Consider the following 24,638-nt stretch of genomic DNA (forward strand, 5'->3'; position numbering starts at 1 on the left):
TCAGGCCGAGAGAAGGCTTTCGATGCGCGCGCGGTCGATGCCCTTGAGGCCGATCACGACAAGCCGCGTCTCGGCGGCTTCGCCGGCCTTCCACGGGCGGTCGTAATGGTGCGACACGCGCGGGCCCACGGCCTGCACCTGCAGGCGCATCGGCTTGCCCTTCACATGCGCAAAGCCCTTGAGGCGCAGAACCTCGCCGGTCTCCACCGCCGCGTTGACGCGCGCTTCCAGATCTTCAGGCCGCAGGACCGATGGCAGATCGACGACAAACGTATCGAAATCGTCATGCTCATGATCGTGCGGGTCGTCGTGATGGGTCTTGCGGTTTTCGATGTCGTCTTCCACCGCGAGACCGAGACCGAGCAGCAGCGCCGGGTCCACCTTGCCATGGGCGCTCGGCACGATCTGCACATTGCGCGACAGATGGCCCTCGATGCGGGCGCGGGCGCGCTCATTGCCTTCCGCGTCCAGAAGGTCGCTCTTGGACAAGACGATGAGATCGGCGCAGGCCACCTGATCGTCGAACACTTCTTCCACCGGATCGTCATGGTCGAGCGTTTCGTCGGCGGCGCGCTGCGCGGCGAGCGCATCCATGTCGTTCGCTACCTGACCGTCGGCAAGTGCCGGCCCGTCCACCACGGCGATGACGCCATCGACGGTGACGCGATTCTTGATAGCCGGCCACTGGAAGGCCTGCACCAGCGGCTTTGGCAGGGCGAGGCCCGAGGTCTCGATCAGGATGTGATCCACCTTCGGCTCACGGGCGAGAATCTGGTCAAGTGCCGGCACGAAATCGTCGGCCACGGTGCAGCAGATGCAGCCATTGGCCAGTTCCAGAACGTTTTCTTCCGGGCAGGTGTCGAGCCCGCAACCTTTCAGCACCTCGCCATCGACGCCGGCATCGCCGAATTCATTGACGATGATGGCAAGCCGCTTGCCCTTGGTGTTTTCCAGCACATTGCGGATGAGCGTTGTCTTGCCGGCACCGAGAAAGCCGGTCACGACGGTGCAGGGCACACGATTGAAGCTCGTGGTCATGGGATATCCTTCAGACGGAGTGTGGTGAATGCGGGGATGCGGGCGAGGGGCGCACGGGCCTTTCGCGGCCGCGTACTGGCAGAGACACCATGAATGGTCGGGAGATCGCGCGCGGTGGCGCTGTCGGCAGTCACAATGCACACTCCTTGCCCGGGACACCCGCCAGGCGGTCAGGATTTCATTTTCAGACGGCAGGTTTCCTGGCTCACGGGTCGCTGCGCTCTCCAGCCTTCCCAGGGCGTTGCCCCAGTGGCGTGTCAGGTGCGCTCTCCGCTTACAGTTGCGGGGACAGCTGCGGCATTGGGCAAGGCCCGCACCGCATTCCCTCTTAGCCTCCTCCCTTGAGGGAAGAGGACCGTCTGCCTCGCATTTATGGCTCGCCCGGCACGTCTGTCAATGCGTGAAGAAAGCGTTTGCCGGAAGAGGCTGTTCCTGTATGGTCGGGCCGCTGTCGGTTCCGCGCAAGCGGACCAGAGGGAACATGGTGCGGCGCTAAACCGCCAAGGCCATGGCTGCCCCCGCAACTGTAAGCGGTGAGCATTTTCCTGATCGCCACTGAGGCTTTTTGCCTTGGGAAGGCTGGAAAACGCTTCGACCCGTGAGCCAGGAAACCTGCCGACAGCATGAAAGAAACACCGTATCCCTCGGGTGGAGGGGAAAGGACCGGACATGACCACGCGTATCGCACGCATTTTTTCCGCATTCGTTTTTTCATCGCTCTTCGCAACCAGCGCCGAGGCCCATCACGCCATGGGTGGAGAAACGCCCACGACCCTCTATGAGGGACTGGTCTCGGGTCTGGCGCATCCGGTGATCGGGCTCGATCATCTGGCCTTCATCGTCGCTGCCGGCCTCATTGCCGCTGTCGCCGGCATGAGCCTTTTCGCGCCGCTTCTCTTCGTCGCCGGTTCGCTGATCGGCGTCGGTCTTCACCTGATGCTGCTCGATCTGCCGGCGGCGGAAATCATCATTGCGGCAAGCGTTCTTGCCGGCGGCTGGCTTCTGGCGCGCGGCCGGGCGGTGGAGAATCACATCCTCGTCTTCGCCCTGTTTCTGGTGGTCGGCGTGTTCCATGGCTATGCCTTCGGCGAGGCCATTGTCGGCAGCGAAGAAACGCCGCTCATCGCCTATCTCGCCGGCCTCGCCGCAATCCAGAGCGCCATCGCGCTCGGCGCATATTTTCTGGTCCAGTCGCGCGGCTGGGCCATCGAGGCCATGCAGCCCCGGCTTGCCGGTGCCGCCATCCTTGGCGTTGGCGTGACCTTCCTTGCCGGGCATCTCGTCGGCTGAGCCGGCAAAATAGCGATGCGATCGCTTCATTTCGTTCTCGGCGGCGCGCGCTCCGGCAAGAGCCGCCATGCCGAGAGGCTGATCGAGGCCGCACCCGCGCCCTGGCACTACATCGCCACGGCGCAGGCCTTCGATGACGAGATGCGCGAGCGCATCGCCATGCACCGCGCCCGGCGCGAGGGGGCGGTGGCGGGGGCGTGGCAGACACACGACGCCCCACTCGACCTGCCGGGCGTGCTTGAAAAATTGCCGGCCCGCGAAACGGTTCTGGTCGATTGCCTGACCCTGTGGCTCAGCAATCTCATGCTGAACGACCATGATCCAAAGCCTGCCGCCGAGAAACTGGTTGCAGCCCTTGCCGCGAGAGAGGGAACCACGGTTCTCGTTTCCAATGAGGTCGGCTTCGGCATCGTGCCCGAAAACGTGCTGGCACGCCGCTTCCGCGACGAGGCGGGGTTCCTGAACCAGAAGATCGCCGCTGCCGCCGACAGCGTCACGCTGGTGGTTGCCGGCCTGCCCATGAAAGTGAAGTAACATGCGAGAGATCGACACCAACGAAGCCGAACGCCACAAGGCCAAGATGGCCAAACGCAAGGCGGTTCAGGATGCCGAGGTGCGCGACAAGACGGTCGAGAAGGGGCTTCTGATCGTCAATACGGGGCCGGGCAAGGGCAAATCCACCGCGGCCTTCGGGCTTGCGCTGCGCATGCTGGGCCATGGCCGCCGGGTGGGTGTCGTGCAGTTCATCAAGGGCGCCTGGCACTGCGGTGAGAAAGACGCCTTCTCAGCCTTCGGCGATCAGGTCTCCTGGCACACGATGGGCGAGGGCTTCACCTGGGAAACGCAGGATCTGGCGCGTGACATCGCCGCCGCCGAGCGTGCCTGGGGAAAGGCCGAGGAGCTGATGGCAGACCCGAGCATCGGTCTGGTGGTGCTCGACGAGCTGAACATCGCCCTGCGCTACGACTATCTCGATCTTGAACGCGTGGTGACCGCACTGACCGGGCGGCGCGAGGATCTGCATGTGGTCGTGACCGGCCGCAACGCAAAACCGTTATTGACCGAGGCCGCCGATCTCGTCACCGAAATGGGGCAGGTGAAGCATCATTTCGCCGCTGGCGTGAAAGCGCAGAAGGGCATCGAATTTTAGGTCGCCCTGCTTTGAGGTGGTGCGTGGTTCGACAAGCTCACCATGAGGGAGGTGGATGCGCTGCAACTCTGTTCTCCATGTTGATGCACAGGATTGCAGGTCTCTACCCATCCTCATGGTGAGCTTGTCGAACCACGCACGACGCCATTGCCAAGAGATCAAAACACCAGATGCCAGAGCCCAGCCGCCACCGCCACAAGCCCGATCAGCAGGCCATCGGCAATCCGGTAGAGCGTGAGCGCGCGGCGGATGTCGCCGGCATTGGCCGCGCGGCGGCCGCCATCGCCCATCACGGCATCCTCCACCATTTCACCGCCATAGCGGCGCGGGCCGGCAAGGGCGAGGCCCAGCGCGCCCGCCATCGACGCTTCCGGCCAGCCGGCATTGGGCGAGCGATGAAGGCGCGCATCGCGGCGCACCGCGCGCCATGCCGCTCCAGCCGAGGCGTCGCGCATGAAGAACGCTGCAGCAATAAAGAGAAACGCCGTCAGGCGCGAAGCGGGCAGGTTGATCAGATCGTCGAACCGCGCCGCCGCCCAGCCGAAATGAAGATGCCGCGCGCTTCTGTGGCCGATCATGGAATCGGCCGTGTTCGCGGCCTTGTAGAGCGCGCCGCCCGCCAGCCCGCCGACCGCCATCCAGAACACCGGCGCGACCACGCCGTCGGAGCAATTTTCGGCAAGGCTCTCGATGGCCGCGCGCGAAACGCCGGCCTCATCGAGGCTTTCGGGATCGCGGCCGACGATCTGCGAAACCGCTCTTCGGCCCTCCGCGAGCCCGCCGGCGTCCAGCCCGTCCGCCACTGCTTTCACATGGGTGGCGAGGCTCCGCTGGGCGACGAGCGTGCTGCCCACAAGCGCGGCGACCAGCAGCCCGGCCCAGCCGGAAAGAGCCGTCTGGATCAACCAGCCGGCGAGACCCGCGAGCGTGAGAATGACGGCCAGCGAAAGCGCGCCATTCAGGCGGCGCGCGCCGGGCGAAAGGGTTTCGACATTGCATCGTTTGTCCGCCAGCGCGATAAGACGGCCGATCCAGGTGACGGGATGGCCGACCAGGCGAAAGAGCCGCTCGGGGTAACCGATGGCGAGTTCCACCAGCATGGATGAAAGGGCGATCAGAATGGACATCAGGCCTCGACTGGCTGACCGGGCGTTGGACAGGGTGACCGATCACGGCGGCAGTCTCGTACAGGCTTCGGCGCACTTTCCGGATGCACCGACGCCCTTTCTCGATCTGTCCACCGGCATCAACCCGAACCCCTATCCTTTTTCGCCCCTGCCTGCCAGCGCCGTCGAGCGCCTGCCCGAAGAGGCTGACATTGCGGCGCTTACCGAGCGAGCCGCCGCATATTATGGCGCACCGTCTGCTGCCCATGTGATCGCCGCGCCGGGAACCCAGCTTCTCCTGCCGCTGGTCGCCTCGCTTCTCGCACCCGGTCCGGCCCGCATTCTGGGCCCGACCTATGCCGAACACGCGCGCGCCGCCGCACTCGCCGGCCATACGGTCGAAGAGGTGGAGCGTTTCGATGCGCTTCATGGCGCGCGGCTTGCCGTGGTGGTCAATCCGAACAATCCCGACGGGCGGCTGATCAGTCGCGGTGAATTGCTCGATCTTGCGGAAAAGCTGCGGCGCAAAAGCGGCGTTCTGATGGTCGACGAGGCCTTCATGGATGTGGGGCCACGGGTGGAAAGCCTCGCCGGCGATGTGGAGGCCGGCAACATCGTGGTGCTGCGCTCTTTCGGAAAATTTTTCGGTCTCGCCGGCCTGCGGCTGGGCTTCGCACTTGCTTCGGAAGAGCTTGCGCGGAAACTTTCCGCATGGCTCGGCCCGTGGGCCGTCGCGGGTCCTGCGCTCCATGCCGGGCTTGAGGCGCTTGCCGACCGCGATTGGCAGAGCGCCATGCGCGACAATCTGATCACGGCGCGCATCAGGCTTGATGCGCTATTCGACGAGGCGGGCCTGTCGATCGAGACCGGCACCGATCTCTTCCGTTTCCTGCGCCATAAGCGTGCGGCAGAGCTCTTCGATCATCTGGGCCGCAAGGGCATTCTCGTTCGGCGGTTCAAGGAGCGTTCCGATTGCCTGCGCATCGGCCTGCCGCGAGATGAAGAGGGTTTCGAGCGCCTTGGCCGGGCGCTTGCAAACTGGGCCGGGCGCGGCTGATAATGCTCTATATCTGCCCCGCATCGCATCTGGAACGCATGCTGCAAGCGACCGGCGCGCGGCACATGATCTCTCTGACCTCCAGCAGCGAACCACCCACTCTTCGCCAGATCGATACGGTGCCGAAACGTCTCCATCTGGCTATGCACGACATCACGGATTTGCGCCCGGGGCTGATCGCCCCGGCCTATGATCAGATCGAAGCAATGCTCGATTTCGCGCGTGACTGGGACTGGCGCTCGCCAATGGTGGTGCATTGCCATGCGGGCATCAGCCGCTCCACGGCAGCGGCCTATGTCATCGCCAGTTTTTTCGCGCGCGAGATGGACGAATTCGCGCTGGCCAGAATGCTGCGCGAGCGCGCCCCGAGCGCCACGCCAAACCGCCGCCTTGTCGCGCTGGGCGACCGGCTGCTAGCGCGCGAAGGGCGCATGATCCGCGCGATCCATGAGATCGGCCGGGGAAGGGACGCTTTTGCAGGCGAGCCGTTCCACTATCCCGCCCGTTGAAAGCTTCTCATGAGGACGGGGCTGCCGCGCGCTCGGACATGACCTCCGCCGCGATCCGAAAGGATTTCAGCCGCGCCGCGTGGTCGTGAATCTGGCCGGTAATGATGATTTCGTCCGGCCCGTAGCGGGAAATGAACCCTTGAAGCGATTCCCGCACCGTTTCGGGGCTTCCCGCCGCGGTGCAGGCCAGCGCCTGCGCCACGCCGGCGGCGATGGCGGGGTCGAAGGTTTCGACCACATTTTCCACCGGGCGGGGCAGGGGCCCCGGTCGCCCGGTGCGCAGATTGGCAAAGGCCTGCTGCATGGATGTTTTGAGCAACTGCCCCTCCGCGTCCGTATCGGCGGCAAACACGTTGAGCGCCATCATGAAATGCGGCTTTTGAAGATGTTCAGAGGGCCGGAATGTCTGCCGGTAGACCTCGATCGCCTGTTCCAGCGCGGCCGGCGCGAAGTGCGAGGCGAAGGCATAGGGCAAGCCCAGATGCGCGGCGAGCTGCGCGCCATAAAGGCTCGATCCGAGGATCCAGACCGGCACATGCGTGCCGCGCCCGGGGATGGCGCGTACCTTCTGACCGGGCTCATCGTCACCCAGATAGGCGATCAACTCCATCACATCACGCGGAAAACCCTCGCCATCGTCGAGCCCGCGCCGCAGGGCGCGGGCCGTGGCCATGTCGGTGCCCGGCGCGCGGCCAAGCCCCAGATCGATGCGGTCCGGATAAAGCGTGGCCAGCGTGCCGAACTGCTCGGCGATGATCAGTGGGGCGTGGTTGGGCAGCATCACACCGCCTGCACCGACGCGGATCGTCTTCGTGGCGGCGGCCACCTGCCCGATCAGGACCGAGGTTGCCGCACTGGCGATGCCCGCCATGTTGTGATGTTCGGCCAGCCAGAAACGGCGATAGCCCCAGCTCTCGGCATGGCGGGCAAGATCGAGCGTGTTGTTCAGCGCATCGGCAACGCTCGAACCGTCAGGGACAGGCGCCAGGTCGAGAACGGAAAAGGGGATCATGGGAGAACTCCGGGGAGGAAGGACACTCTCCCGCATATGGGGGCAATTTGCGCCGATCCAAGGGTGGCGTTTTCAATGGCCCCTGCCGTCATGGGCAGAACGCTGGCATCCAGTCTTCAGATTGTTTCGATGCTCCACTGCATTATCGCCGTGCGTGGTTCGACAAGCTCACCATGAGGAAAGTTTTGCCCGGCAATGAGCCCTGGGCGGAGACGGTGCAACGTTTTCATTCGCCAACCCCGGCCCTCATGGTGAGCTTGTCGAACCACGCACCGTGATCCAATTCCCCCCGATGGCGCCTTCCTTTGCCAGCGCTTCAATCTCGTCAGCCTCGAAGCCGCTCGCTTCCAGAACCGCCCTCGTGTCCGCCCCCAGCTCGGGCGCGGGATGGCGCAGGCGGCAGGGCGTGTCGCTCAGCTTCACCGGAAAGCCCAGCATGCGGATCGGCCCGTGGTTCGGCTGGTCGACCTCGATCACCATTTCCTGCGCCTGCGTCTGCGGGTCGTTCAAGGCCTCGGCCAGATTCTGCACCTTGCCGCAGGGCACGCCGGCGGCGTTGAGCCGCGCAATCCAAGCCTCCTGCGTGTCCCGACCGACAGCCTGATTGATCATCTCGTTGAGTTCGGGGCGGCGGGCAAAGCGCTTGTCGTTCGTGTCGTAGCGCGGATCCTCCATCAGGTGACCGAGCTCCAGCACATCGAGAAACCGCTTCAGGATCACGTCATTGGAGGGCGCGACGGCAATCTCGCCATCCCGCGCCCTGAAGAGGCCATAAGGGGCGACCAGCGGGTGGTCATTGCCGGTGCGGGCAGGCAGTTCTCCGGTGGTGAAATACTCCGACGCCAGATAGGCCATCATGCTGATCGCGCCATTCATCATGGCGCTTTCCACATGCTGTCCCGTTCCATTGAGATCGCGCGCGCGCAGCGCGCTCACAATGCCGAATGCACAGTAGAGGCCGGCCACCAGATCGGTGATCGGCTGCGCGACGCGCATCGGCTCTTCGCCTTCCGCGCCGTTCACGCCCATGAGACCGCTCATCGCCTGAGCGATGAAATCGAAGGCCGGGCGGTCCACATAGGGGCCGGTCGAGCCATAGCCATTCACATTGGCGGTCACCAGCCTGGGATTGAGCGCCTTCAGCCGTGCCTCGCCAAAACCCATCTTCGCCATGACGCCGGGGCGAAAATTGTCGATGAGGACGTCGGCATCCGCGATCAGCCGCTCCAGCACCGCGCGGCCGCGCGCGCTATAGAGATCGATGACGACCGATTTCTTGTTGCGGTTGAAGCTTGCATAATAGGCGGAGAACCCGTCGCGCAGCGTGCCCTGTTCGCGGATCGGGTCGCCCTTGGCGGGTTCGACCTTGATCACCTCCGCCCCCATGTCGCCCAGCATCATAGTGCAGAACGGGCCGGAGAGAACCCGCGTCAGATCAATGACCCGAATGCCCTCAAGCGGCGCTTTTTTCTCGGTCATGTTCTCAGCCATTGGCGGTCGCAACGCTGTCCATGCTGGCGGTCTGGAGCCGCGGGCCCGCCTTCATCACCTGTCCGGGAAGCGTGCGCCCGATGATCGCTTCGGCTTCCTGCGCGACACCGATCAGTTTTTCGAGATCGACACCGGTTTCCACCCCGCATTCGCTCAGCATGTAGACAAGATCCTCGGTGCAGATATTGCCGGTGGCGCGCGGCACGAAGGGGCAGCCGCCAAGGCCGCCAATGCTCGCCTCGTAGCGGGTAACGCCCTCGAGCAGCCCGGCATAGACACAGGCAAGCCCCACGCCGCGCGTATTGTGGAAATGAAGCGCGATGTCGGCTTCCGGCACCGCCTTTCTCAGCGCGCGGCAGCGCTCCTGCACCACGGGCGGCGTCGCCATGCCCGTCGTGTCGCCCAGCGAAAGCGTGGTGATGCCCATGTCGCGATAGGCGCGGGCGATCTCCACCACGGAAGAGACCGGCACTTCGCCCTCGAAGGGACAGCCAAAGGATGTGGCAATCGCCCCATAGACCGGAACGTCCGCATCGCCTGCAATGCGCACGATGTCGGCGAACCCTTCAAGAGACTGGGCGCGGGTGCGGTTCACATTCTTCAGATTGTGGCTCTCCGAGGCCGACATGAAAACGACCATGGCATCGACACCCGCCTCGGCCGCGCGATCGGCGCCGCGCGCATTGGGCACCAGCGCGGTCAGCACCGCGCCCTTCGAGCGGTCGATGCCGGCCAGAACCTCTGCCGCATCCCGCATCTGCGGCACAGCGCGTGGCGAGACGAAGGACGTGACCTCCAGATGGCGGATGCCGGCATCGATCAGCCCGTTGACGAGCGCGATCTTTCTCTCCGTCGGCACGAATTGCGGCTCCGACTGCAATCCGTCGCGCGGTCCCACTTCGACGACGCTGACGCGCTCGGGGAACCCTTCCACAAGGTGGCCGGCTGGTGCTGTCACGATTTTTCCTCCCACCTGATTGCATCGGTAGACCGGATTGGTATACCGTCTTGCAAAGAGCGGTCAATGCCCGTTCCAAAAATGGCAGACCGGAGGGCAGGGAGGCTTGTCCGGACCGCCGCACATGCAGGGAGGAGTGCCCGTCCATCATGGGTGAGGCTGCAAAAGACATGACCGAACAGCCGCTCGGCGAACGCGTGCTTTCGCGCATTCGCGGCGATGTGCTGTCGCTCAAGCTTGCGCCGGGCGAGGTCGTGTCCGAACGATCGCTGGAAACCACCTATGGCGTTTCGCGCACGCCCATCCGGCAGGCTCTGGCCGAGCTGATCCGTGAAGGGCTCGTCGTGAAGGCCGAGCGGGGCTATGCCATCGCGCCCTTCGACCTGCAGCAGCTTGAGGAAATCTTCGAATATCGCGAAATCGTCGAGGACGCGGCGATTCGTCTTGCCTGCGAACGGGCAAGGCCTGAGGAGCTGGACGCCATCCTGCGCACGGTGGACGAAGGCCTGAGCGACTTCACGCCCGACGACTGGTTCGAGGCGGGGCTCGACGTGCATGTGCAGCTTGCAGCCCTTTCTGGCAATCGCTTCCTGCGCGATGCGGTGCAGGATGCGGTCAACCGCACGATCCGCGCCCGCTGGCTGGTGGCCAGCTCGCCGGAGGCGCGCGCCATCGCCCACCGCGAGCACAATGAAATCATAGCGCTTGTCCGGCAGCGGAAAACCGAGGAGGCCGCCGCCGCCATTCGCAGGCATGCACGCGACGTGCGCGGGCAGATCCTGCAGGCGCTGGAGGATTCGCGCCGCCTTTTCGGCGCGCGCGGGTTTGTGGAAGGAGGCTGAGGGCGGACGCCAATCCGGTCTCGGACACTGGAATTTCGACTTCAATGAGGGAGGACTTGATGAGCAAACTTTCAAAGCTTTTTGGAGCGGCTGTCCTGTGGACGTCGCTTTCCGTGGCTGGTGCCACGGCTGCCGAGTGCATCGCACCTGCCGATCCCGGCGGCGGCTGGGATTTTACCTGCCGTACCATCGGCAAGATGCTGTTCGACCAGAAGCTGGTGGATGCACCGGTTCAGGTCACCAACATGCCGGGCGGCGTGGGCGCGGTCGCCTATGCCAAGGTCATGTCGTCGCGCGCCGACGATGCGGAGCTGATGGTGGCCACCTCCACCGTGGGCGTCACGCAGATCGCGCAGGGTAAATATCCGGCCGACACGTCGGTGATGCGCTGGGTGGCCATGCTGGGCACCGATGTCGGCGTGATCGTCGTGCCGAAGGATTCGGACTTCAAGACGCTCGACGATCTGGTGGCCGCGCTCAAGGAAGACCCAAGCGCACTTGCTGTCGCCGGCTCTTCCGGCGCTGGCGGCTGGGATCATATCCGCCTCCTCATGCTGGCGCAGGCCGCCGGCCTCTCGGGCGATGAATACAAGCAGATCCGCTGGGTGCAGTTCGATGGCGGCGGCCCCGCCGTCACGCAGATGATCGGCGGGCAGGTTCAGGCGGTCTCCACCGATCTGGGCGAAATCGCCGGCTTCGTGGAATCGGGCGACATCCGCATTCTGGCAGCCCTCTCCGACGAGCGCATTCCCGCCTTCCCGGATTCGCCCACCGCAAAGGAGCAGGGTCTCGATGTGACCGGCTACAACTGGCGCGGTTTCTACACGGGCGGCGAGGTCTCCGACGAAGGCTACAATGCCTGGGTCGAGCGCCTGCAGAAACTCTATGACACGGACGACTGGAAAGAGACCGCCAAGGGCAACGGCCTCGTGCCGGTGTGGCGCGGCGGCGCGGAGTTCGAGGCCTATGTGAAGGACCAGTCCGAACAGATGCGCAAGATTTCCCAGGAGATCGGAGTCATCAAGTGACAGACAGGATCGTCGGCCTTTTTCTTCTGGCCATTTCGATCTGGTACGGCGTGACCGCGGGAGACTATGAGGCGAGCTTCGGCGACCCTCTTGGCCCCGCGGCCTTTCCCATCATGCTGTCCGTGCCCGCCGCGATCCTCAGCCTGACGATGATCATCCGCCCGGATGAGGAGCCGGCCTGGGTCACGGGCAAGCCGCTTCTGTTGCAGGTGGGGGCGGTCTCGCTTCTGCTTGCCTATGCGGGCTTTCTGGAGGTGCTGGGCTTTCCGCTCGCCACCTTCATCGCTGTCGCGCTTTTGGGGCGCATCCTGCGCAGCTCATGGCCGAAATCCATCGCCTCGGCGGCGATCATGAGCGCGTTCCTGTTTCTTGCCTTCGACAAGCTGCTCGGTCTTCCGCTGCCGCTTCTCCCAGAATTCGTGAGCTGATTTCATGGACATGCTCTCCGCCCTTGCGCAGGGATTTGCAGTCGCGATCACGCCGACCAATCTGGCTCTGGCGCTGTTCGGCTGCTTCGCGGGAACGCTGATCGGCGCGCTGCCGGGGCTTGGCCCCGTGAACGGCGTCGCCATCCTCATCCCGCTCGCCTTCTCGCTCGGGCTGGAGCCCACCTCCGCGCTGATCATGCTGTCATGCATCTATTATGGCTGCATGTATGGCGGGCGCATCTCCTCGATCATGCTCAACATTCCCGGCGACGAGCCGGCCATCATGACGACGCTTGACGGCTACCCCATGGCGCGCGCCGGCAAGGCATCGGAGGCGCTTGCCATCTCGGCTGTCGCCTCCTTTATCGGTGCGACCTTCGCCACGATCGGCCTCACGCTTTTCGCGCCGCTTCTGGCCAAGGCCGCCATCTATTTCGGCCCAGCGGATTATTTCGCGCTCTATGTCATGGCCTTTGCGACAATCGGCGGCATCACCTCGGTCAACCCGTTCAAGACGCTGCTTGCCGCCTTCATCGGTTTGATGATCGCCTCGGTCGGGCTCGACCCCGCCACCGGCACGGCGCGCTACACGGCCGGCTCCTTCCATCTCTATGACGGGTTCGACCCCATCGTTGCCATTGTCGGTCTGTTCGCCATTTCCGAAGTGCTGGTCTATCTGGAGCGGGTGCATCAAGGGCAGGAGAAAATGGTTCCGCTCGGCCGCGCATTGCCGCGTTTCAAGGACATGATGGCCGGCGGTTGGGCCAATCTGCGCGGCTCGGTCATCGGCTTTGTCTGCGGCATTCTGCCGGGGGCAGGGGCCTCGCTCGGCGCGTTCATGTCCTACATCGCCGAACAGCGCTGGAGCGCGAAGGACGGCAGATTTGGCGAGGGTGACCCGCGCGGCATCGCGGCCCCCGAAGCCGGCAACAACGCGGCATCCGGCGGCGCGTTGATCCCCATGCTCACGCTCGGCGTGCCGGGCAGCGGCACCACGGCTGTCATGCTGGCGCTGCTCATCTCGCTCAACATCCAGCCCGGCCCATTGCTCTTCGACCGGCAGCCGGACCTCGTCTGGGGCCTGATTGCCGCGCTCTATATCGCCAACATAGCGCTGCTCATCATGAACATTCCGATGATCGGCCTGTTCACGCGCATGCTCTCCATGCCGCAATGGGTGCTGATGCCCTTCGTCGTGATGGTCAGCTTTCTCGGTGTCTACTCGATCAGCCACTCTACCTTCGACCTGTTCGTCATGGTCGGGTTCGGCGTGATGGGCTACATCCTGCGCATGCTGGGCATTTCCCTGGTGCCGGTCATTCTGGGCCTGCTTCTGGGTGCGGACATGGAAAACAATCTGCGCCGCGCGCTTTCCATCTCGAACGGCGATTTCCAGATCCTGTTTTCCAGCCCCATCGCGCTGACGCTCTACGCCATCACCGCGACCATGCTCGGCCTCGCCTTCCTGCTCGCCTTCCGCTCACGCAGAAGGGCCCGCGCAACGGCGGGGTGAGACCTCATGCGTTGACAGGTGTCACCCGAAGACGACCGTCTTGTGCCCGTTCATCATCACCCGGTTTTCCAGGTGCAGCTTGACGGCACGGGCGAGAACCCGGCTTTCGATGTCGCGGCCGGTGGCGACGAAATCTTCTGCCGTCATGGCATGCGTGACACGCTCGGTTTCCTGCTCGATGATCGGACCTTCGTCCAGATCCGGCGTCACATAATGCGCCGTCGCGCCGATCAGCTTCACCCCGCGCTCATGCGCCTGGTGATAGGGCTTTGCACCCTTGAAGCTCGGCAGGAACGAATGGTGGATGTTGATCACCTTGCCGTAGAGCCGGTTCGAAAGCTCGTTGGAAAGCACCTGCATGTAGCGCGCGAGGATGACGAGATCCGCACCCGTCTCCTTGAACAGGTCGAGAAGCTTGGCCTCCTGCTCCTGCTTGTTATCCTTCGTCACCTTCCAAAAGTGATAGGGAATGCCCTCCATCTCAGCCGTGGAGCGCGAATCCTCGTGGTTGGAAACGATGGCCACCACTTCGGCATCGAGCCAGCCGACGCGAATCTGGTAGAGCAGGTGCAAAAGCGCATGGTCGAACTTCGACACCATGATGATGATCTTCGGCCGCCGTGCCGTGTCGGCGATGGCCGTCTTCATGTCGAAACGCGCAATGGCCGGCTCCAGCGCCCGCAACAGCCCGTCGCGCTCCACGCCCTGTGGCGCGGTAACGGCGATGCGCATGAAGAAGCGGTTCGTCTGCCGGTCCCAGAACTGATTGGATTCAGCAATATTGGCACCAAGACCGGCAAGCTCCGTCGTCACCGCGGCAACAATGCCGGGGCGGTCTTCGCAGGTGAGATTGATATGAAATGTCTTCTCGGTCATGGCGCGGCCTGAAATGGTGGATTGCAGAGTGAACACCCCGAAGGGTGCCGGGGTTTATACGCCATCGGGCCGGGATTGAAACCGCGTTCGTTTCGACGGACGGGTGTTTTCTCTCACGATTGCGTTGACGGCCATTGGCGCTGTCGACATCCTCTCGCCGGCCATTCCCCGGCCACGTCCCCGAGGAGACCCCATGACGAAAGAAGCTCTCTTTGCGCTCAACCACATGTGCGCCCCCCATCGCCCGATTTCCGAATTCTTCGACCTCGCCATTTCGCTTGGCGTGAAGGGCGTGGAAATCCGCAACGATCTGGAAGGCAACGCCATTCTGGATGGCACGTCGCCGGCATCGGTCCGTAGCGAGGCGAAGGCACGCGGCCTGCGCATCCTCTCCATCAACGCATTGCAGCGCTTCAACGATTGGAACGACACCCGCGAGGAGGAAGCTCGATCTCTGATTGCCTATGCGCGTGATTGCGGCGCGGAGGCGCTGGTGCTCGTGCCCGTCAATGACGGCACCGGAACCGCCGATGGAGAACGGCAGTGCAATCTGCGAACTGCGCTGAAGGGCCTGCGCCCGCTCCTCGAAGACGCCGGCATCATTGGCCTTGTCGAACCGCTCGGCTTTGAAACCTGTTCCCTGCGCCTCAAATCGGAAGCCGTCGAGGCAATCGCCTCGCTGGATGCCGCCGGCACCTTCCGGCTCGTGCATGACACGTTTCATCACACGCTTTCCGGCGAGGAGAGCTTCCATGTTGCCGAGACCGGGCTCGTTCACATTTCCGGTGTCGTCGACACGGCGCTTTCGGTCTCCGACATGCGCGACGGACATCGTGTGCTGGTCGACGAGAACGACCGGCTGGACAATGTCGGGCAAATCTCAGCCCTGTGTTCTGAAGGCTATCGAGGGCCGTTTTCGTTCGAGCCGTTTGCGGATTCCGTTCACACGTCCCGCGATCTGCACAGCGACCTCCAAGAGAGCATGCAGCACCTGCGCGCCACCGCTTTTCCACCACCCGCCTGAGGCGAAAAGCCAAATGGAATTTCGCCTTGACGCATCCGCAAGAAATAGAATAAATATTACATATTGAGTTTTTAACGGTGCCGACATTCTATTTTCTTGGAGTGTCGGGCGGTTGGAAGGCGAGGAGTTCGGCTGCTCATGTGCCGGTGAGGCTCATACATTCCCATTGAAGGATTCCGGTCAAAGCGGGTGCTGCCGGACACCCATCGTGTGGAGGAGCATTCAGATGAAAAAGCTTATGATGGGCGTTGCCGTTTCGGCACTGATGTCCACCTCGGCCATGGCTGAGACGGTCGGTGTCTCCATGGCATTGTTCGACGACAATTTCCTGACTGTCTTGCGCAATGGCATGGTCGACTATGCCGAAACGCTGGACGGCGTCGAACTGCAGGTGGAGGACGCGCAGAACGACGTTGGCAAACAGCTCAACCAGATCCAGAACTTCATCGCCTCGGGTGTCGATGCCGTCATCGTCAATCCGGTCGACACCGACGCCACCGTGGCCATGACCAAGGCGGCAGCCGATGCAGGCGTGCCGCTCGTCTTCGTCAACCGCGAGCCGGTCAATGTCGATGACCTGCCCGACAACCAGGCCTTCGTCGCCTCCGATGAGCGCGAATCCGGCACGCTGGAAGCGCAGGAAATCTGCCGCCTGCTCAAGGAGAAGGGCAAGGGTGAGGGCGCAAAAATCGTTGTTCTGATGGGTGAGCTCTCCAATCAGGCGGCGCGCATGCGCACCCAGGATGTTCATGACGTCATCGCCACGGATGAATGCTCCTTCATGGAAATCGTCGAGGAGCAGACCGCCAACTGGCAGCGCACCGAGGCAACCGATCTGATGACCAACTGGCTTTCCGCCGGGCTGGAGTTCGACGCCGTTGTCTCCAACAATGACGAAATGGCCATTGGCGCCATCCAGGCCATGAAAGCCGCCAACATCTCGATGGAAGACATGCTGGTCGGCGGTGTCGATGCCACGCAGGATGCGCTCGCAGCCATGGCCGCCGGCGATCTCGACGTGACCGTGTTCCAGGACGCGGCAGGGCAGGGCAAGGGCGCGCTCGATGCGGCCCTCAGGCTCGCCAAGGGTGAAGACGTCGATCAGAAGGTGTATATTCCCTTCCAGCTCGTGACGCCGGACAATATGGATCAGTTCACGACCAAGAACTGAATGTCCGGACCTGACGGCGGCGGCCATCGGGTCGCCGCCATCCCGCCGGCCCGTGCCGGCTCCCCTTGGCGGAATTGACAATGGCAAACCAGGCACAAGCAGTTTCCGACAGCGCCGCGGAAATGCCCCAGAAGCGGCCGCGCTCGCACGAATTGAATGCGTTGCTCGGCCTTGTCGGCATCGCACTCATTTTCGAGATTCTTGGCTGGATCTTTCAGGGGCAGAGCTTCCTGTTCAACACCCAGCGCCTGTCCATCATGATCCTGCAGGTTTCGGTGGTGGGCATCATCGCCATCGGCGTGACGCAGGTCATCATCACCGGTGGCATCGATCTTTCATCAGGCTCGGTGGTCGGCGCCACGGCGATGATTGCGATGAGCTTCGCTCAGGTGAGCACCTATCCGCGCGCGGTTTATCCGGAACTGACCGATCTTCCTGTCATCATTCCCATACTCATCGGCCTTGCCTGCGGCATCGTGGCCGGCATGATCAACGGTCTGCTGATTGCCTTCACGAAAATCCCCCCCTTCATCGCCACGCTCGGCATGATGGTGACGGCGCGCGGCATCGCCAAATGGTACACGAAGGGCCAGCCGGTCTCCTTCCCGACCGACAGTTTTGCAGCCCTGGGGCAGGGCATGACCCCGGTCTTCATCTTTCTGGCGATCGTGGCTCTTTTCCATGTGGCGCTCAAATACACCGTCTATGGCAAGCACACATATGCCATCGGCTCCAACGAGCAGGCGGCGCGCATGTCGGGCATCAATGTCGAGCGGCATCTGGTGCTGGTCTATACGATAGCGGGTCTTCTCGCCGGTCTTGCCGGCATGGTGATCGCCGCCCGCGGACTGACCGCGCAAGCCGGAATGGGCATCATGTATGAGCTCGATGCCATCGCCATGGCCGTTATCGGCGGCGTGTCGCTTTCCGGTGGACGCGGCTCGATCATCGGAACGCTGATCGGCGCCGTCATCTTCGGCGTCATCATATCCGGCTTCACCTTCCTGCGGCTCGATGCCTACTATCAGGAAATGATCAAGGGCGTGATCATCGTCGCCGCCGTGGTGGCCGATGTCTACCGCCAGCGCATGCGGCCACGGTCGCGCTGAACCCCGGGAGGACCCCATGACAGGCGAAAAACGGGCAGGCGCAGAACGCAAAGTCATCCTCAGAACCGAGGGGCTGACCAAGCATTATGGCGGTGTGCGCGCACTTGAGGATGCCAATTTCGAGCTTCTTGACGGCGAACACGTGGCCATCGTCGGCGACAATGGTGCCGGCAAGTCGACCTTTGTACGTCAGATCACCGGCGTGGAGCGACCGACGTCCGGCAAGATCCTGTTCGATGGACAGGAAATGGATTTTCAAAGTCCGGTCGATGCCCGCGAGGCAGGTATTGAGGCCGTGTTCCAGAATCTTGCACTCGCCGACGATCTGGACGTGCCCTCCAACATTTTTCTCGGCCGGGAGGAGACCTATTTCAATCTCGGTCCGTTCAGCTTCCTGAACGAGAAGAAAATGCTGCAGCGCAGCCAGGAAGCACTCGAAAAAACGGGTGTGAAAATCCCCAACCTGCACAACGCTATCGCCAACATGTCCGGCGGTCAGCGCCAGTGTGTCGCCATCAGCCGCGCTGCGAGCTTCGCTTCGAAGCTGATCCTCATGGATGAGCCCACAGCGGCCCTGGGCGTGCAGGAAACGACGCAGGTGGAAAACATCATTCGCGGCCTGAAGAAACGCGGCATTCCGCTGATCCTCGTCAGCCACAATCTCAGGCAGGTCTTCAACCTCGTCGACAAGATCTGGGTGTTCCGGCGCGGCCGCATCGCCGGCATGCTGGAAGCCGACAAGACGGACGGAAACGAAGTGGTCTCGCTGATCACCGGCGTGCAGTCCGGCGTTCACGAAAACGCCAGTTACATCTGAGACAAAGACTTCCAAATTCCAGACAGAAAGACCCTACATGACCGTAAACTTCGCGCTTCTTGGTGCCGGGCGCATCGGCAAGGTGCATGCAAAGGCGATTGCCGGTAATGCGGAGGCGCAGCTTGTCGCCGTCGCTGATGCCTTTGCAGAGGCTGCACAGGCTGTTGCCGATGCCTATGGATGCGCGGTTCGCAGCATTGAAGACATTGAGGCCGACAGGAGCATTGATGCCGTCGTCATCTGCACGCCGACCGATACGCATGCGGATCTGATCGAGCGCTTTGCCCGCGCCGGCAAGGCTGTTTTCTGTGAAAAGCCCGTCGATCTAAGCCTTGCTCGCGTGAAGCAGTGCCTTGGCGTGGTGAAGGAAACGGGTACCGTGCTGATGGTGGGTTTCAACCGCCGCTTCGATCCGCATTTCGCTGCCGTGCGCGCAGCGATCGACGAAGGACGCATTGGCCCTGTCGAGATGGTGCAGATCACCTCGCGCGATCCCGGCCCGCCGCCCATCAGCTACATAAAGTCATCGGGTGGCATCCTGCGTGACATGACGATCCACGATTTCGACATGGCGCGTTTTCTGCTGGGCGAGGAGCCCGAGACGGTGTTTGCCACTGCTTCGGTTCTGGTCGATCCGGCCATCGGCGAGGCCGGGGATTTCGACAGCGTTTCCGTCATCCTCACCACCGCCTCGGGGCGGCAATGCAGCATCTCCAATTCGCGCCGTGCCACCTATGGCTACGACCAGCGGATCGAGGTGCTGGGTGCTGCGGGCGCAATCGCGGCGGAAAACCAGCGACCCGTATCCATAGAGATCGCCAATGCGCAGGGTTTTACCCGCCCGCCGCTGCATGATTTCTTCATGACCCGCTATACGGAGGCCTATGCCGCCGAGATTGCCAGCTTCATCGCCGCCATTGTCGAGGGCAAGCCGGCGTCACCCTCGGGCGAGGACGGTCTGCGCGCGCTGGCACTGGCCGATGCGGCGCTGCTCTCGGTGAAGGAAGGTCGTGCGGTAAAGCTGTCAGAAATCCTCTGACAGGGAGTTAGTTGGCAAGCCAGCGTTCGGACAAGTGGGTTTTTGCCGCGCGCACGCTGGCCTCCAGCCCATCGCCCCGGGCAAGACCCGCAGCGATGGCGCTGGCCAGCATGCAGCCGGTGCCACGCATCGTGCCAGGAAGACGCGGACCCTCGAATCGCAATGGCGGTTCCCCCGCCTGAAACAGCGTGTCCACGGCGCGCGGCCCCTCTGCATGCCCGCCTTTCACGAGCAGCGTCTTCACACCGCTGCCAAGCAGACCGCGCGCCTGCTGGTGTTCATCTGCCTCGCTCCCACCTGAAAGGAGTGCGAGCTCAGGCAGGTTGGGTGTGACGAGCGTGCAAAGCGGCATCAGGCCTTTCCGCATCACTGCAATGGCATCGTCGCAAAGCAGCGCCCGCCCGGAAGACGACGCGACCACCGGATCTAGCACCACCGGTGTCGCCACATGGTCGCGCAGAACCGCCGCGACGCGCGCCACGGTCTCGCGGCTTCCGAGCATGCCGATCTTGATGGCCGCGACCACGTTTGCCGAAAGGGCGGCGCGCATCTGTGCTTCCACCAGATCGGGCTCGCAGAGCTGGACGCGCTCCACCGCCGTGTGGGTCTGCACCGTTACTGCCGTAAGCGCGAGGCAGGCTTTCACGCCAAAGGCAGCAAGTGTCTCCACATCGCGCGCGATGCCGGCCCCGCCAGACGAGTCCGAACCGGCAATCACCAGCACATGCGCCATGCTCACCGCCATTGCGCGGTGGCTGCCAGCCATTCGCGCGTGCGCGCTTCCGGATCTGGATTCAGCGTGATGTCCGTCACCACGGCAGCACTATCCGCCCCCGCCGCAAACACGCCGGGAAGCCGTTCGGGATTCAGCCCGCCAATCGCCACCAGCGGCACATCGCCGACACGCTTTCGCCAGTCGGCCAGCCGGTCGAGCCCCTGCGGGCCCCATTTCATCTTCTTGAGGATCGTCGGATAGACCGGCCCGAGCGCGACATAGTCCGGCTTCGCGGCGAGTGCCGTGCGCAGTTCCGCCCCGTCATGGGTGCTGATGCCGAGCTTCAGCCCCGCCGCGCGGATCGCATCGAGATCGGCCTCAGCCAGGTCTTCCTGGCCCAGATGGATGAAATCGCAATCCGCCTCGATGGCCAGCCGCCAGTGGTCATTCACGATGAGCTGGCAATCGTGTTCGGCGCAGATGCGCCTTGCCTCGATGATTTCTTCGCGAAGTGCTGCCTCATCCATCTCCTTGATGCGCAACTGCACGAGCTTCACGCCGAGGGGAACGAGCCTGCCGATCCACGCCGCGCTGTCGACAATCAGGTAGAAGGGATCGAGTTTCATTCAAACACTGCCTTGCCGATCACCGGCGTTGAGGGAACGGCCATGTCGCGCGGCTCCAGAAGCCCGGCCAGAAAGGCCTTTCTCCCTGCTTCCACAGCCTCGCCAAAGGCTTCTGCCATCGCCGCCGGATCACCCGCCTTCGCCACAGCCGTGTTGAGCAACACGGCATCAAACCCGAGCTCCATCACCATGGCCGCATGGGAGGGGCGCCCGAGCCCCGCATCCACGATGAGCGGCACACCGGAAAATTCTGCCCGCATGGCCAGAAGCGCTTCGGGATTGGCTGGGCCCCGCGCCGAGCCGATGGGCGCGCACCAGGGCATCAGCACCCCGCACCCCGCCCCAAGCAACCTCTCCCCCACCACCAGATCGTCGGTCGTGTAAGGAAAAACCTTGAACCCCTCATCGCTCAGAATGCGCGCGGCCTCGACAAGGCCGAACACATCGGGCTGCAGCGTGTCGTGATGGCCGATCACCTCGAGCTTGATCCAGTCCGTGCCGAAAAGCTCGCGCGCCATCTGCGCCGTGGTCACCGCCTCCTTCACCGAATGGCAGCCCGCCGTGTTGGGCAGAACGCGCACGCCAAGCTCCCGGATCAATTCCCAGAATTGCCCACCATTTCGGTTGCCCGCCATCTCACGGCGCAGCGAGACGGTCACGACTTCGCAGCCGCTTGCCTGCACCGCGTCGGCCATGATGGCGGGGGAGGGGTATTGCGCCGTGCCGAGCAGCAGCCTCGATGAAATCTGTTCGCCATAGACTTCCAGCATGTCAGCCTCCCTGCATGGGTGAAAGGATCTCGATCCGGTCCCCGTCTTTCAGCGTGCACCCACTTCGTTCCGCTGCCGGAACAACCTCGCCATTGCGCGCGGTGGCGAGAAAATCGGGCGCATAGTCCAGTTCATCGAGCAGGGCAGCCAGCGTTGCTGCTGTCACCTGCCGCGCTTCACCATTAACCGTGAGCTTCATCGAACACCTCCACGCATTCGTTCAGGATGAGGGTGGCCGCCTCGCGCGCCATGGCCGGCGAGAGCAGAAAACCGTGGCGGTAGAACCCGTTCACGCTGATGCCCTTCGGCGTACGCTTCACGCGCGGCAGATTGTCGGGATAGGCGGGCCGCACGCCGGCACCCGTCTCCACGATCTTCGCCTCGGCAAAGGCCGGGTGCAGGCTGTAGGACGCGTTGAGCAATTCCATCATCGAACGGGCGCTGATCGGCCCATCGTCATCGCTCTCGATCATCGTCGCGCCCACCATGAAGTGATGATCCGCACGCGGCACGATATAGACCGGTATGCGCGGGTGAAGCAGCCGCACCGGGCGCGCAAGCCTGACCTCTTTCGTGCGCAGCAGAAGCATCTCGCCCCGCACCCCGCGCAGCTCCAGATCCGCCGCTGCCATGCCGGTGCAATCGGCAATCCTGTCGGCCTCAACCTCCATTTCGCAGACGAAACGAACACCCGCCTTCCTCAGCCTCTCGACAAGCGCCGTCAGCGCCAGCCGCGGATCGAGATGCGCCTCTCCGGGAAAGAAAAGCCCGCGGCGAAACCGGCCCGCAAGATCAGGCTCCAATGCGGCCACGGCCTCACCCTCCAGCCATTCATGGCCGGACGTGCGCGCGGCAAAACGGTCGAGCTCCGCCCGGTCCCGCGCAGGCGCGACAACGAGCGTTCCATTGCGCACCACATGGCCGGGAAGAGCCTCGTGCCACCAGTCTGCCGCACTCTTTCCGAGCGTGAGCACCGGCTCCTCCGCGCTCTCGCGCTCACACCACGGTGCCAGCATCCCACCCGCCAGCCACGAGGCGCTGCCCGCCGGGCCGGAGCGGGTGTCGCACACCGTCACCCGCACACCCGCCCGCACCAGCTCATGCGCCAGCGTGAGGCCGGCAACGCCCGCCCCACGAACAAGGACATGCATGGATCACTCCCCGGGCTCGACCGCCTTTTCCAGCGGCATGTAGAGTTCGCCGCCCTCGCGGAACTTCTCGGCCATCTTGGCCATGCCCTCCTTTTGCGCCTCGGCGCGGATGTCATGCGAGATGCGCATGGAGCAGAATTTCGGCCCGCACATGGAGCAGAAATGCGCCACCTTGTGCGCCTCCTTGGGGAGCGTCTCGTCGTGGAAGTTGCGCGCCGTCTCGGGATCAAGCGAGAGGTTGAACTGGTCCTCCCAGCGAAACTCGAAACGCGCCCGCGAAAGCGCATCGTCGCGGATCTTCGCTGCCGGATGCCCCTTGGCAAGGTCCGCCGCATGGGCCGCGATCTTGTAGGTGATGACGCCCGTCTTCACATCGTCGCGGTCAGGCAGGCCCAGATGCTCCTTCGGCGTCACATAGCAGAGCATGGCCGTGCCGAACCAGCCGATCATTGCCGCGCCAATGCCGCTCGTGATGTGGTCATAGCCCGGCGCAATGTCGGTCGTGAGCGGCCCAAGCGTGTAGAAGGGCGCCTCGCCGCAGACATCGAGCTGCTTGTCCATGTTTTCCTTGATCTTGTGCATCGGCACGTGGCCCGGGCCCTCGATCATCACCTGGCAGTCCTTCTTCCAGGCGATCTGCGTGAGCTCGCCCAGCGTCTCCAGCTCGGCAAACTGCGCGGCGTCATTGGCATCGGCAATGGAGCCCGGACGCAGGCCGTCGCCCAGCGAGAAGGACACGTCATAGGCGCGGCAGATGTCGCAGATTTCCTCAAAATGCTCGTAGAGGAAGCTTTCCTTGTGATGATGCAGGCACCATTTGGCCATGATCGAGCCGCCGCGCGAGACAATGCCCGTCACGCGATCGACCGTCAGCGGGATATAGTGCAGCCGCACACCCGCATGGATGGTGAAATAGTCGACGCCCTGTTCGGCCTGTTCGATCAACGTGTCGCGAAAGACCTCCCAGTTGAGGTCCTCGGCAATGCCGTTCACCTTTTCCAGCGCCTGATAGATCGGCACGGTGCCGATGGGCACGGGCGAATTGCGGATGATCCATTCGCGGATATTGTGGATGTTGCGACCGGTGGAAAGGTCCATCACCGTGTCGCCGCCCCAGCGCGTCGCCCACACCATCTTCTCCACCTCCTCGGCCATGGAGGAGGTGACGGCGGAATTGCCGATATTGGCGTTGATCTTCACGAGGAAATTGCGGCCGATGATCATCGGCTCGGCTTCCGGGTGGTTGATGTTGGCGGGAATGATCGCCCGGCCCTTCGCCACCTCGTCACGCACGAATTCCGGCGTCACGAAATCGGGGATCGCGGCACCGAAGCTCTCGCCATCGCGCACGAGCGCTGCCTTCGCCTGCTCGCGGCCCAGATTTTCGCGAATGGCGATGAACTCCATCTCAGGCGTGACGATGCCGGCGCGCGCATAAGCAAGCTGGGTGACTGCCTTGCCATCCTTTGCGCGCAACGGCTGGTGGCGGGTGGGGAACTCAGGCGTCAACCGGTTACCGGAAACGAAACCATTGTCCTCCGGCTTCACATGGCGACCCTCATAAGCCTCCACATCGCCGCGCGCCTTGACCCAGGCCTCACGTGGGCGCGGCAGGCCCTTCTCGATCTCAATATAGGCTTCAGGATCGGAATAGGGCCCGGAGGAATCATAGACGGTGACCGGTGGCTCGCCGGCGCTCGGATGCACGGCGATCTCGCGCAGGGGCACGCGAATGTCAGGGTGAAGCTTGCCGGGTTTGTAGATCTTGCGCGATGCCGGTAACGGGCCGGTTGTCACTTTCGGAGCGATAGCATCCATGGGTCAGAGCCTCCTCTGCGTGTTTTGCAATGGAGACCCAGTTCGTGCCGAGAGGAGGAAGAGCTCCGGCGATCCGCTATGGATATGGATTTCGGCTCGA

At 63.3% G+C, this 24,638-nt stretch carries 26 protein-coding genes and 2 riboswitches; of the genes, 14 read left to right on the forward strand and 12 right to left on the reverse strand.

Annotation, left to right across the window (positions count from 1 at the left end; all coding sequences use genetic code 11):
- Positions 1–1,038, reverse strand: a complete 1,038-nt coding sequence (gene cobW / locus H7H48_RS19480; protein ID WP_229450808.1) for a cobalamin biosynthesis protein CobW — start codon at positions 1,036–1,038, stop codon at positions 1–3.
- 172 nt (positions 1,039–1,210) lie between these two features.
- A riboswitch (cobalamin riboswitch) is annotated at positions 1,211–1,413 on the reverse strand.
- Between the two features lie 60 nt (positions 1,414–1,473).
- A riboswitch (cobalamin riboswitch) is annotated at positions 1,474–1,673 on the forward strand.
- 34 nt (positions 1,674–1,707) lie between these two features.
- Here cobW and H7H48_RS19485 point away from each other — a divergent pair.
- Genes H7H48_RS19485 through cobO form a run of 3 tightly spaced genes read left to right on the forward strand, consistent with a single transcriptional unit; the run spans position 1,708 to position 3,478 of the window.
- Positions 1,708–2,328: a HupE/UreJ family protein gene (locus H7H48_RS19485; protein WP_229450809.1), complete on the forward strand. Its 621-nt coding sequence runs from the start codon at positions 1,708–1,710 to the stop codon at positions 2,326–2,328.
- 15 nt (positions 2,329–2,343) lie between these two features.
- Positions 2,344–2,862, forward strand: coding sequence for a bifunctional adenosylcobinamide kinase/adenosylcobinamide-phosphate guanylyltransferase (cobU, locus tag H7H48_RS19490; RefSeq protein WP_229450810.1), 519 nt, complete (start codon positions 2,344–2,346; stop codon positions 2,860–2,862).
- Position 2,863: 1 nt separating this feature from the next.
- The gene (cobO, locus tag H7H48_RS19495; RefSeq protein ID WP_229450811.1) at positions 2,864–3,478 is read left to right on the forward strand and encodes a cob(I)yrinic acid a,c-diamide adenosyltransferase; all 615 of its coding nucleotides are present in this window, start codon (positions 2,864–2,866) and stop codon (positions 3,476–3,478) included.
- A 158-nt stretch (positions 3,479–3,636) separates the two neighbouring features.
- Here the strand turns inward: cobO and cbiB are convergent, their stop codons facing one another.
- Positions 3,637–4,605: an adenosylcobinamide-phosphate synthase CbiB gene (cbiB, locus tag H7H48_RS19500; RefSeq protein ID WP_229450812.1), complete on the reverse strand. Its 969-nt coding sequence runs from the start codon at positions 4,603–4,605 to the stop codon at positions 3,637–3,639.
- Between cbiB and cobD the strand changes: the two genes are divergently transcribed.
- Together cobD and H7H48_RS19510 are read left to right on the forward strand one after the other, a co-directional pair.
- The gene (cobD, locus tag H7H48_RS19505) at positions 4,598–5,641 is read left to right on the forward strand and encodes a threonine-phosphate decarboxylase CobD (protein WP_229450813.1); all 1,044 of its coding nucleotides are present in this window, start codon (positions 4,598–4,600) and stop codon (positions 5,639–5,641) included. The two genes, cbiB and cobD, sit on opposite strands and share 8 nt — an antisense overlap.
- A gap of 2 nt (positions 5,642–5,643) precedes the next feature.
- Positions 5,644–6,150: a tyrosine phosphatase family protein gene (locus H7H48_RS19510; protein WP_229450814.1), complete on the forward strand. Its 507-nt coding sequence runs from the start codon at positions 5,644–5,646 to the stop codon at positions 6,148–6,150.
- Between the two features lie 7 nt (positions 6,151–6,157).
- On the opposite strand, the gene H7H48_RS19515 is transcribed toward H7H48_RS19510, so the two are convergent.
- The 3 genes from H7H48_RS19515 to H7H48_RS19525 all read right to left on the reverse strand — a co-directional run bounded on the left by H7H48_RS19515 (position 6,158) and on the right by H7H48_RS19525 (position 9,611).
- Complete coding sequence (locus H7H48_RS19515) at positions 6,158–7,162, reverse strand: LLM class flavin-dependent oxidoreductase (RefSeq protein WP_229450815.1); 1,005 nt, start codon at positions 7,160–7,162, stop codon at positions 6,158–6,160.
- 246 nt (positions 7,163–7,408) lie between these two features.
- On the reverse strand, positions 7,409–8,641 hold the full coding sequence (locus H7H48_RS19520; RefSeq protein ID WP_229450816.1) for a CaiB/BaiF CoA-transferase family protein: 1,233 nt from the start codon (positions 8,639–8,641) through the stop codon (positions 7,409–7,411).
- Positions 8,642–8,645: 4 nt separating this feature from the next.
- On the reverse strand, positions 8,646–9,611 hold the full coding sequence (locus H7H48_RS19525; RefSeq protein ID WP_229450817.1) for a hydroxymethylglutaryl-CoA lyase: 966 nt from the start codon (positions 9,609–9,611) through the stop codon (positions 8,646–8,648).
- 149 nt (positions 9,612–9,760) lie between these two features.
- On the opposite strand from H7H48_RS19525, the gene H7H48_RS19530 reads away from it, so the two are divergent.
- Genes H7H48_RS19530 through H7H48_RS19545 form a run of 4 tightly spaced genes read left to right on the forward strand, consistent with a single transcriptional unit; the run spans position 9,761 to position 13,422 of the window.
- On the forward strand, positions 9,761–10,453 hold the full coding sequence (locus tag H7H48_RS19530; protein WP_229450818.1) for a GntR family transcriptional regulator: 693 nt from the start codon (positions 9,761–9,763) through the stop codon (positions 10,451–10,453).
- Between the two features lie 59 nt (positions 10,454–10,512).
- On the forward strand, positions 10,513–11,481 hold the full coding sequence (locus H7H48_RS19535; protein ID WP_229450819.1) for a tripartite tricarboxylate transporter substrate binding protein: 969 nt from the start codon (positions 10,513–10,515) through the stop codon (positions 11,479–11,481).
- Positions 11,478–11,909 (forward strand): tripartite tricarboxylate transporter TctB family protein, encoded by a 432-nt coding sequence (locus tag H7H48_RS19540; protein WP_025031717.1) that lies wholly within the window; start codon positions 11,478–11,480, stop codon positions 11,907–11,909. The genes H7H48_RS19535 and H7H48_RS19540 overlap by 4 nt, the downstream gene beginning before the upstream one ends.
- A 4-nt stretch (positions 11,910–11,913) precedes the next feature.
- The gene (locus H7H48_RS19545; RefSeq protein WP_229450820.1) at positions 11,914–13,422 is read left to right on the forward strand and encodes a tripartite tricarboxylate transporter permease; all 1,509 of its coding nucleotides are present in this window, start codon (positions 11,914–11,916) and stop codon (positions 13,420–13,422) included.
- Positions 13,423–13,443: 21 nt separating this feature from the next.
- On the opposite strand, the gene purU is transcribed toward H7H48_RS19545, so the two are convergent.
- Positions 13,444–14,298, reverse strand: coding sequence for a formyltetrahydrofolate deformylase (gene purU, locus H7H48_RS19550; RefSeq protein WP_229450821.1), 855 nt, complete (start codon positions 14,296–14,298; stop codon positions 13,444–13,446).
- Positions 14,299–14,491: 193 nt separating this feature from the next.
- Between purU and H7H48_RS19555 the strand changes: the two genes are divergently transcribed.
- The 5 genes from H7H48_RS19555 (at position 14,492) to iolG (ending at position 19,458) form a co-directional block, all read left to right on the forward strand.
- Positions 14,492–15,322, forward strand: coding sequence for a TIM barrel protein (locus tag H7H48_RS19555; RefSeq protein WP_229450822.1), 831 nt, complete (start codon positions 14,492–14,494; stop codon positions 15,320–15,322).
- A 226-nt stretch (positions 15,323–15,548) separates the two neighbouring features.
- The gene (locus H7H48_RS19560) at positions 15,549–16,493 is read left to right on the forward strand and encodes a sugar ABC transporter substrate-binding protein (protein WP_229450823.1); all 945 of its coding nucleotides are present in this window, start codon (positions 15,549–15,551) and stop codon (positions 16,491–16,493) included.
- Between the two features lie 122 nt (positions 16,494–16,615).
- Positions 16,616–17,602 (forward strand): ABC transporter permease, encoded by a 987-nt coding sequence (locus tag H7H48_RS19565; protein WP_229450900.1) that lies wholly within the window; start codon positions 16,616–16,618, stop codon positions 17,600–17,602.
- Between the two features lie 16 nt (positions 17,603–17,618).
- Complete coding sequence (locus H7H48_RS19570; RefSeq protein ID WP_229450824.1) at positions 17,619–18,419, forward strand: ATP-binding cassette domain-containing protein; 801 nt, start codon at positions 17,619–17,621, stop codon at positions 18,417–18,419.
- Positions 18,420–18,456: 37 nt separating this feature from the next.
- On the forward strand, positions 18,457–19,458 hold the full coding sequence (iolG, locus tag H7H48_RS19575; RefSeq protein WP_229450825.1) for an inositol 2-dehydrogenase: 1,002 nt from the start codon (positions 18,457–18,459) through the stop codon (positions 19,456–19,458).
- A gap of 7 nt (positions 19,459–19,465) precedes the next feature.
- Here the strand turns inward: iolG and H7H48_RS19580 are convergent, their stop codons facing one another.
- Genes H7H48_RS19580 through thiC form a run of 6 tightly spaced genes read right to left on the reverse strand, consistent with a single transcriptional unit; the run spans position 19,466 to position 24,538 of the window.
- Positions 19,466–20,224, reverse strand: a complete 759-nt coding sequence (locus tag H7H48_RS19580) for a hydroxymethylpyrimidine/phosphomethylpyrimidine kinase (protein ID WP_229450826.1) — start codon at positions 20,222–20,224, stop codon at positions 19,466–19,468.
- Positions 20,194–20,799 (reverse strand): thiamine phosphate synthase, encoded by a 606-nt coding sequence (locus H7H48_RS19585; RefSeq protein ID WP_229450827.1) that lies wholly within the window; start codon positions 20,797–20,799, stop codon positions 20,194–20,196. Before H7H48_RS19585 ends, H7H48_RS19580 begins: the two co-directional genes overlap by 31 nt.
- Entirely contained in the window at positions 20,796–21,569 is a 774-nt protein-coding gene (locus H7H48_RS19590; protein WP_229450828.1) for a thiazole synthase, read from the reverse strand. Before H7H48_RS19590 ends, H7H48_RS19585 begins: the two co-directional genes overlap by 4 nt.
- A gap of 1 nt (position 21,570) precedes the next feature.
- On the reverse strand, positions 21,571–21,768 hold the full coding sequence (gene thiS / locus H7H48_RS19595) for a sulfur carrier protein ThiS (RefSeq protein ID WP_229450829.1): 198 nt from the start codon (positions 21,766–21,768) through the stop codon (positions 21,571–21,573).
- On the reverse strand, positions 21,752–22,720 hold the full coding sequence (gene thiO / locus H7H48_RS19600) for a glycine oxidase ThiO (RefSeq protein WP_229450830.1): 969 nt from the start codon (positions 22,718–22,720) through the stop codon (positions 21,752–21,754). The genes thiS and thiO overlap by 17 nt, the downstream gene beginning before the upstream one ends.
- Positions 22,721–22,723: 3 nt before the next feature.
- A complete protein-coding gene (gene thiC / locus H7H48_RS19605) occupies positions 22,724–24,538 on the reverse strand; it encodes a phosphomethylpyrimidine synthase ThiC (RefSeq protein WP_229450831.1) in 1,815 nt (604 codons plus the stop codon).
- Positions 24,539–24,638 lie beyond the last annotated feature (100 nt).

It is taken from the genome of Nitratireductor sp. B36, from assembly GCF_020833685.1.
Taxonomy (GTDB): domain Bacteria; phylum Pseudomonadota; class Alphaproteobacteria; order Rhizobiales; family Rhizobiaceae; genus Nitratireductor.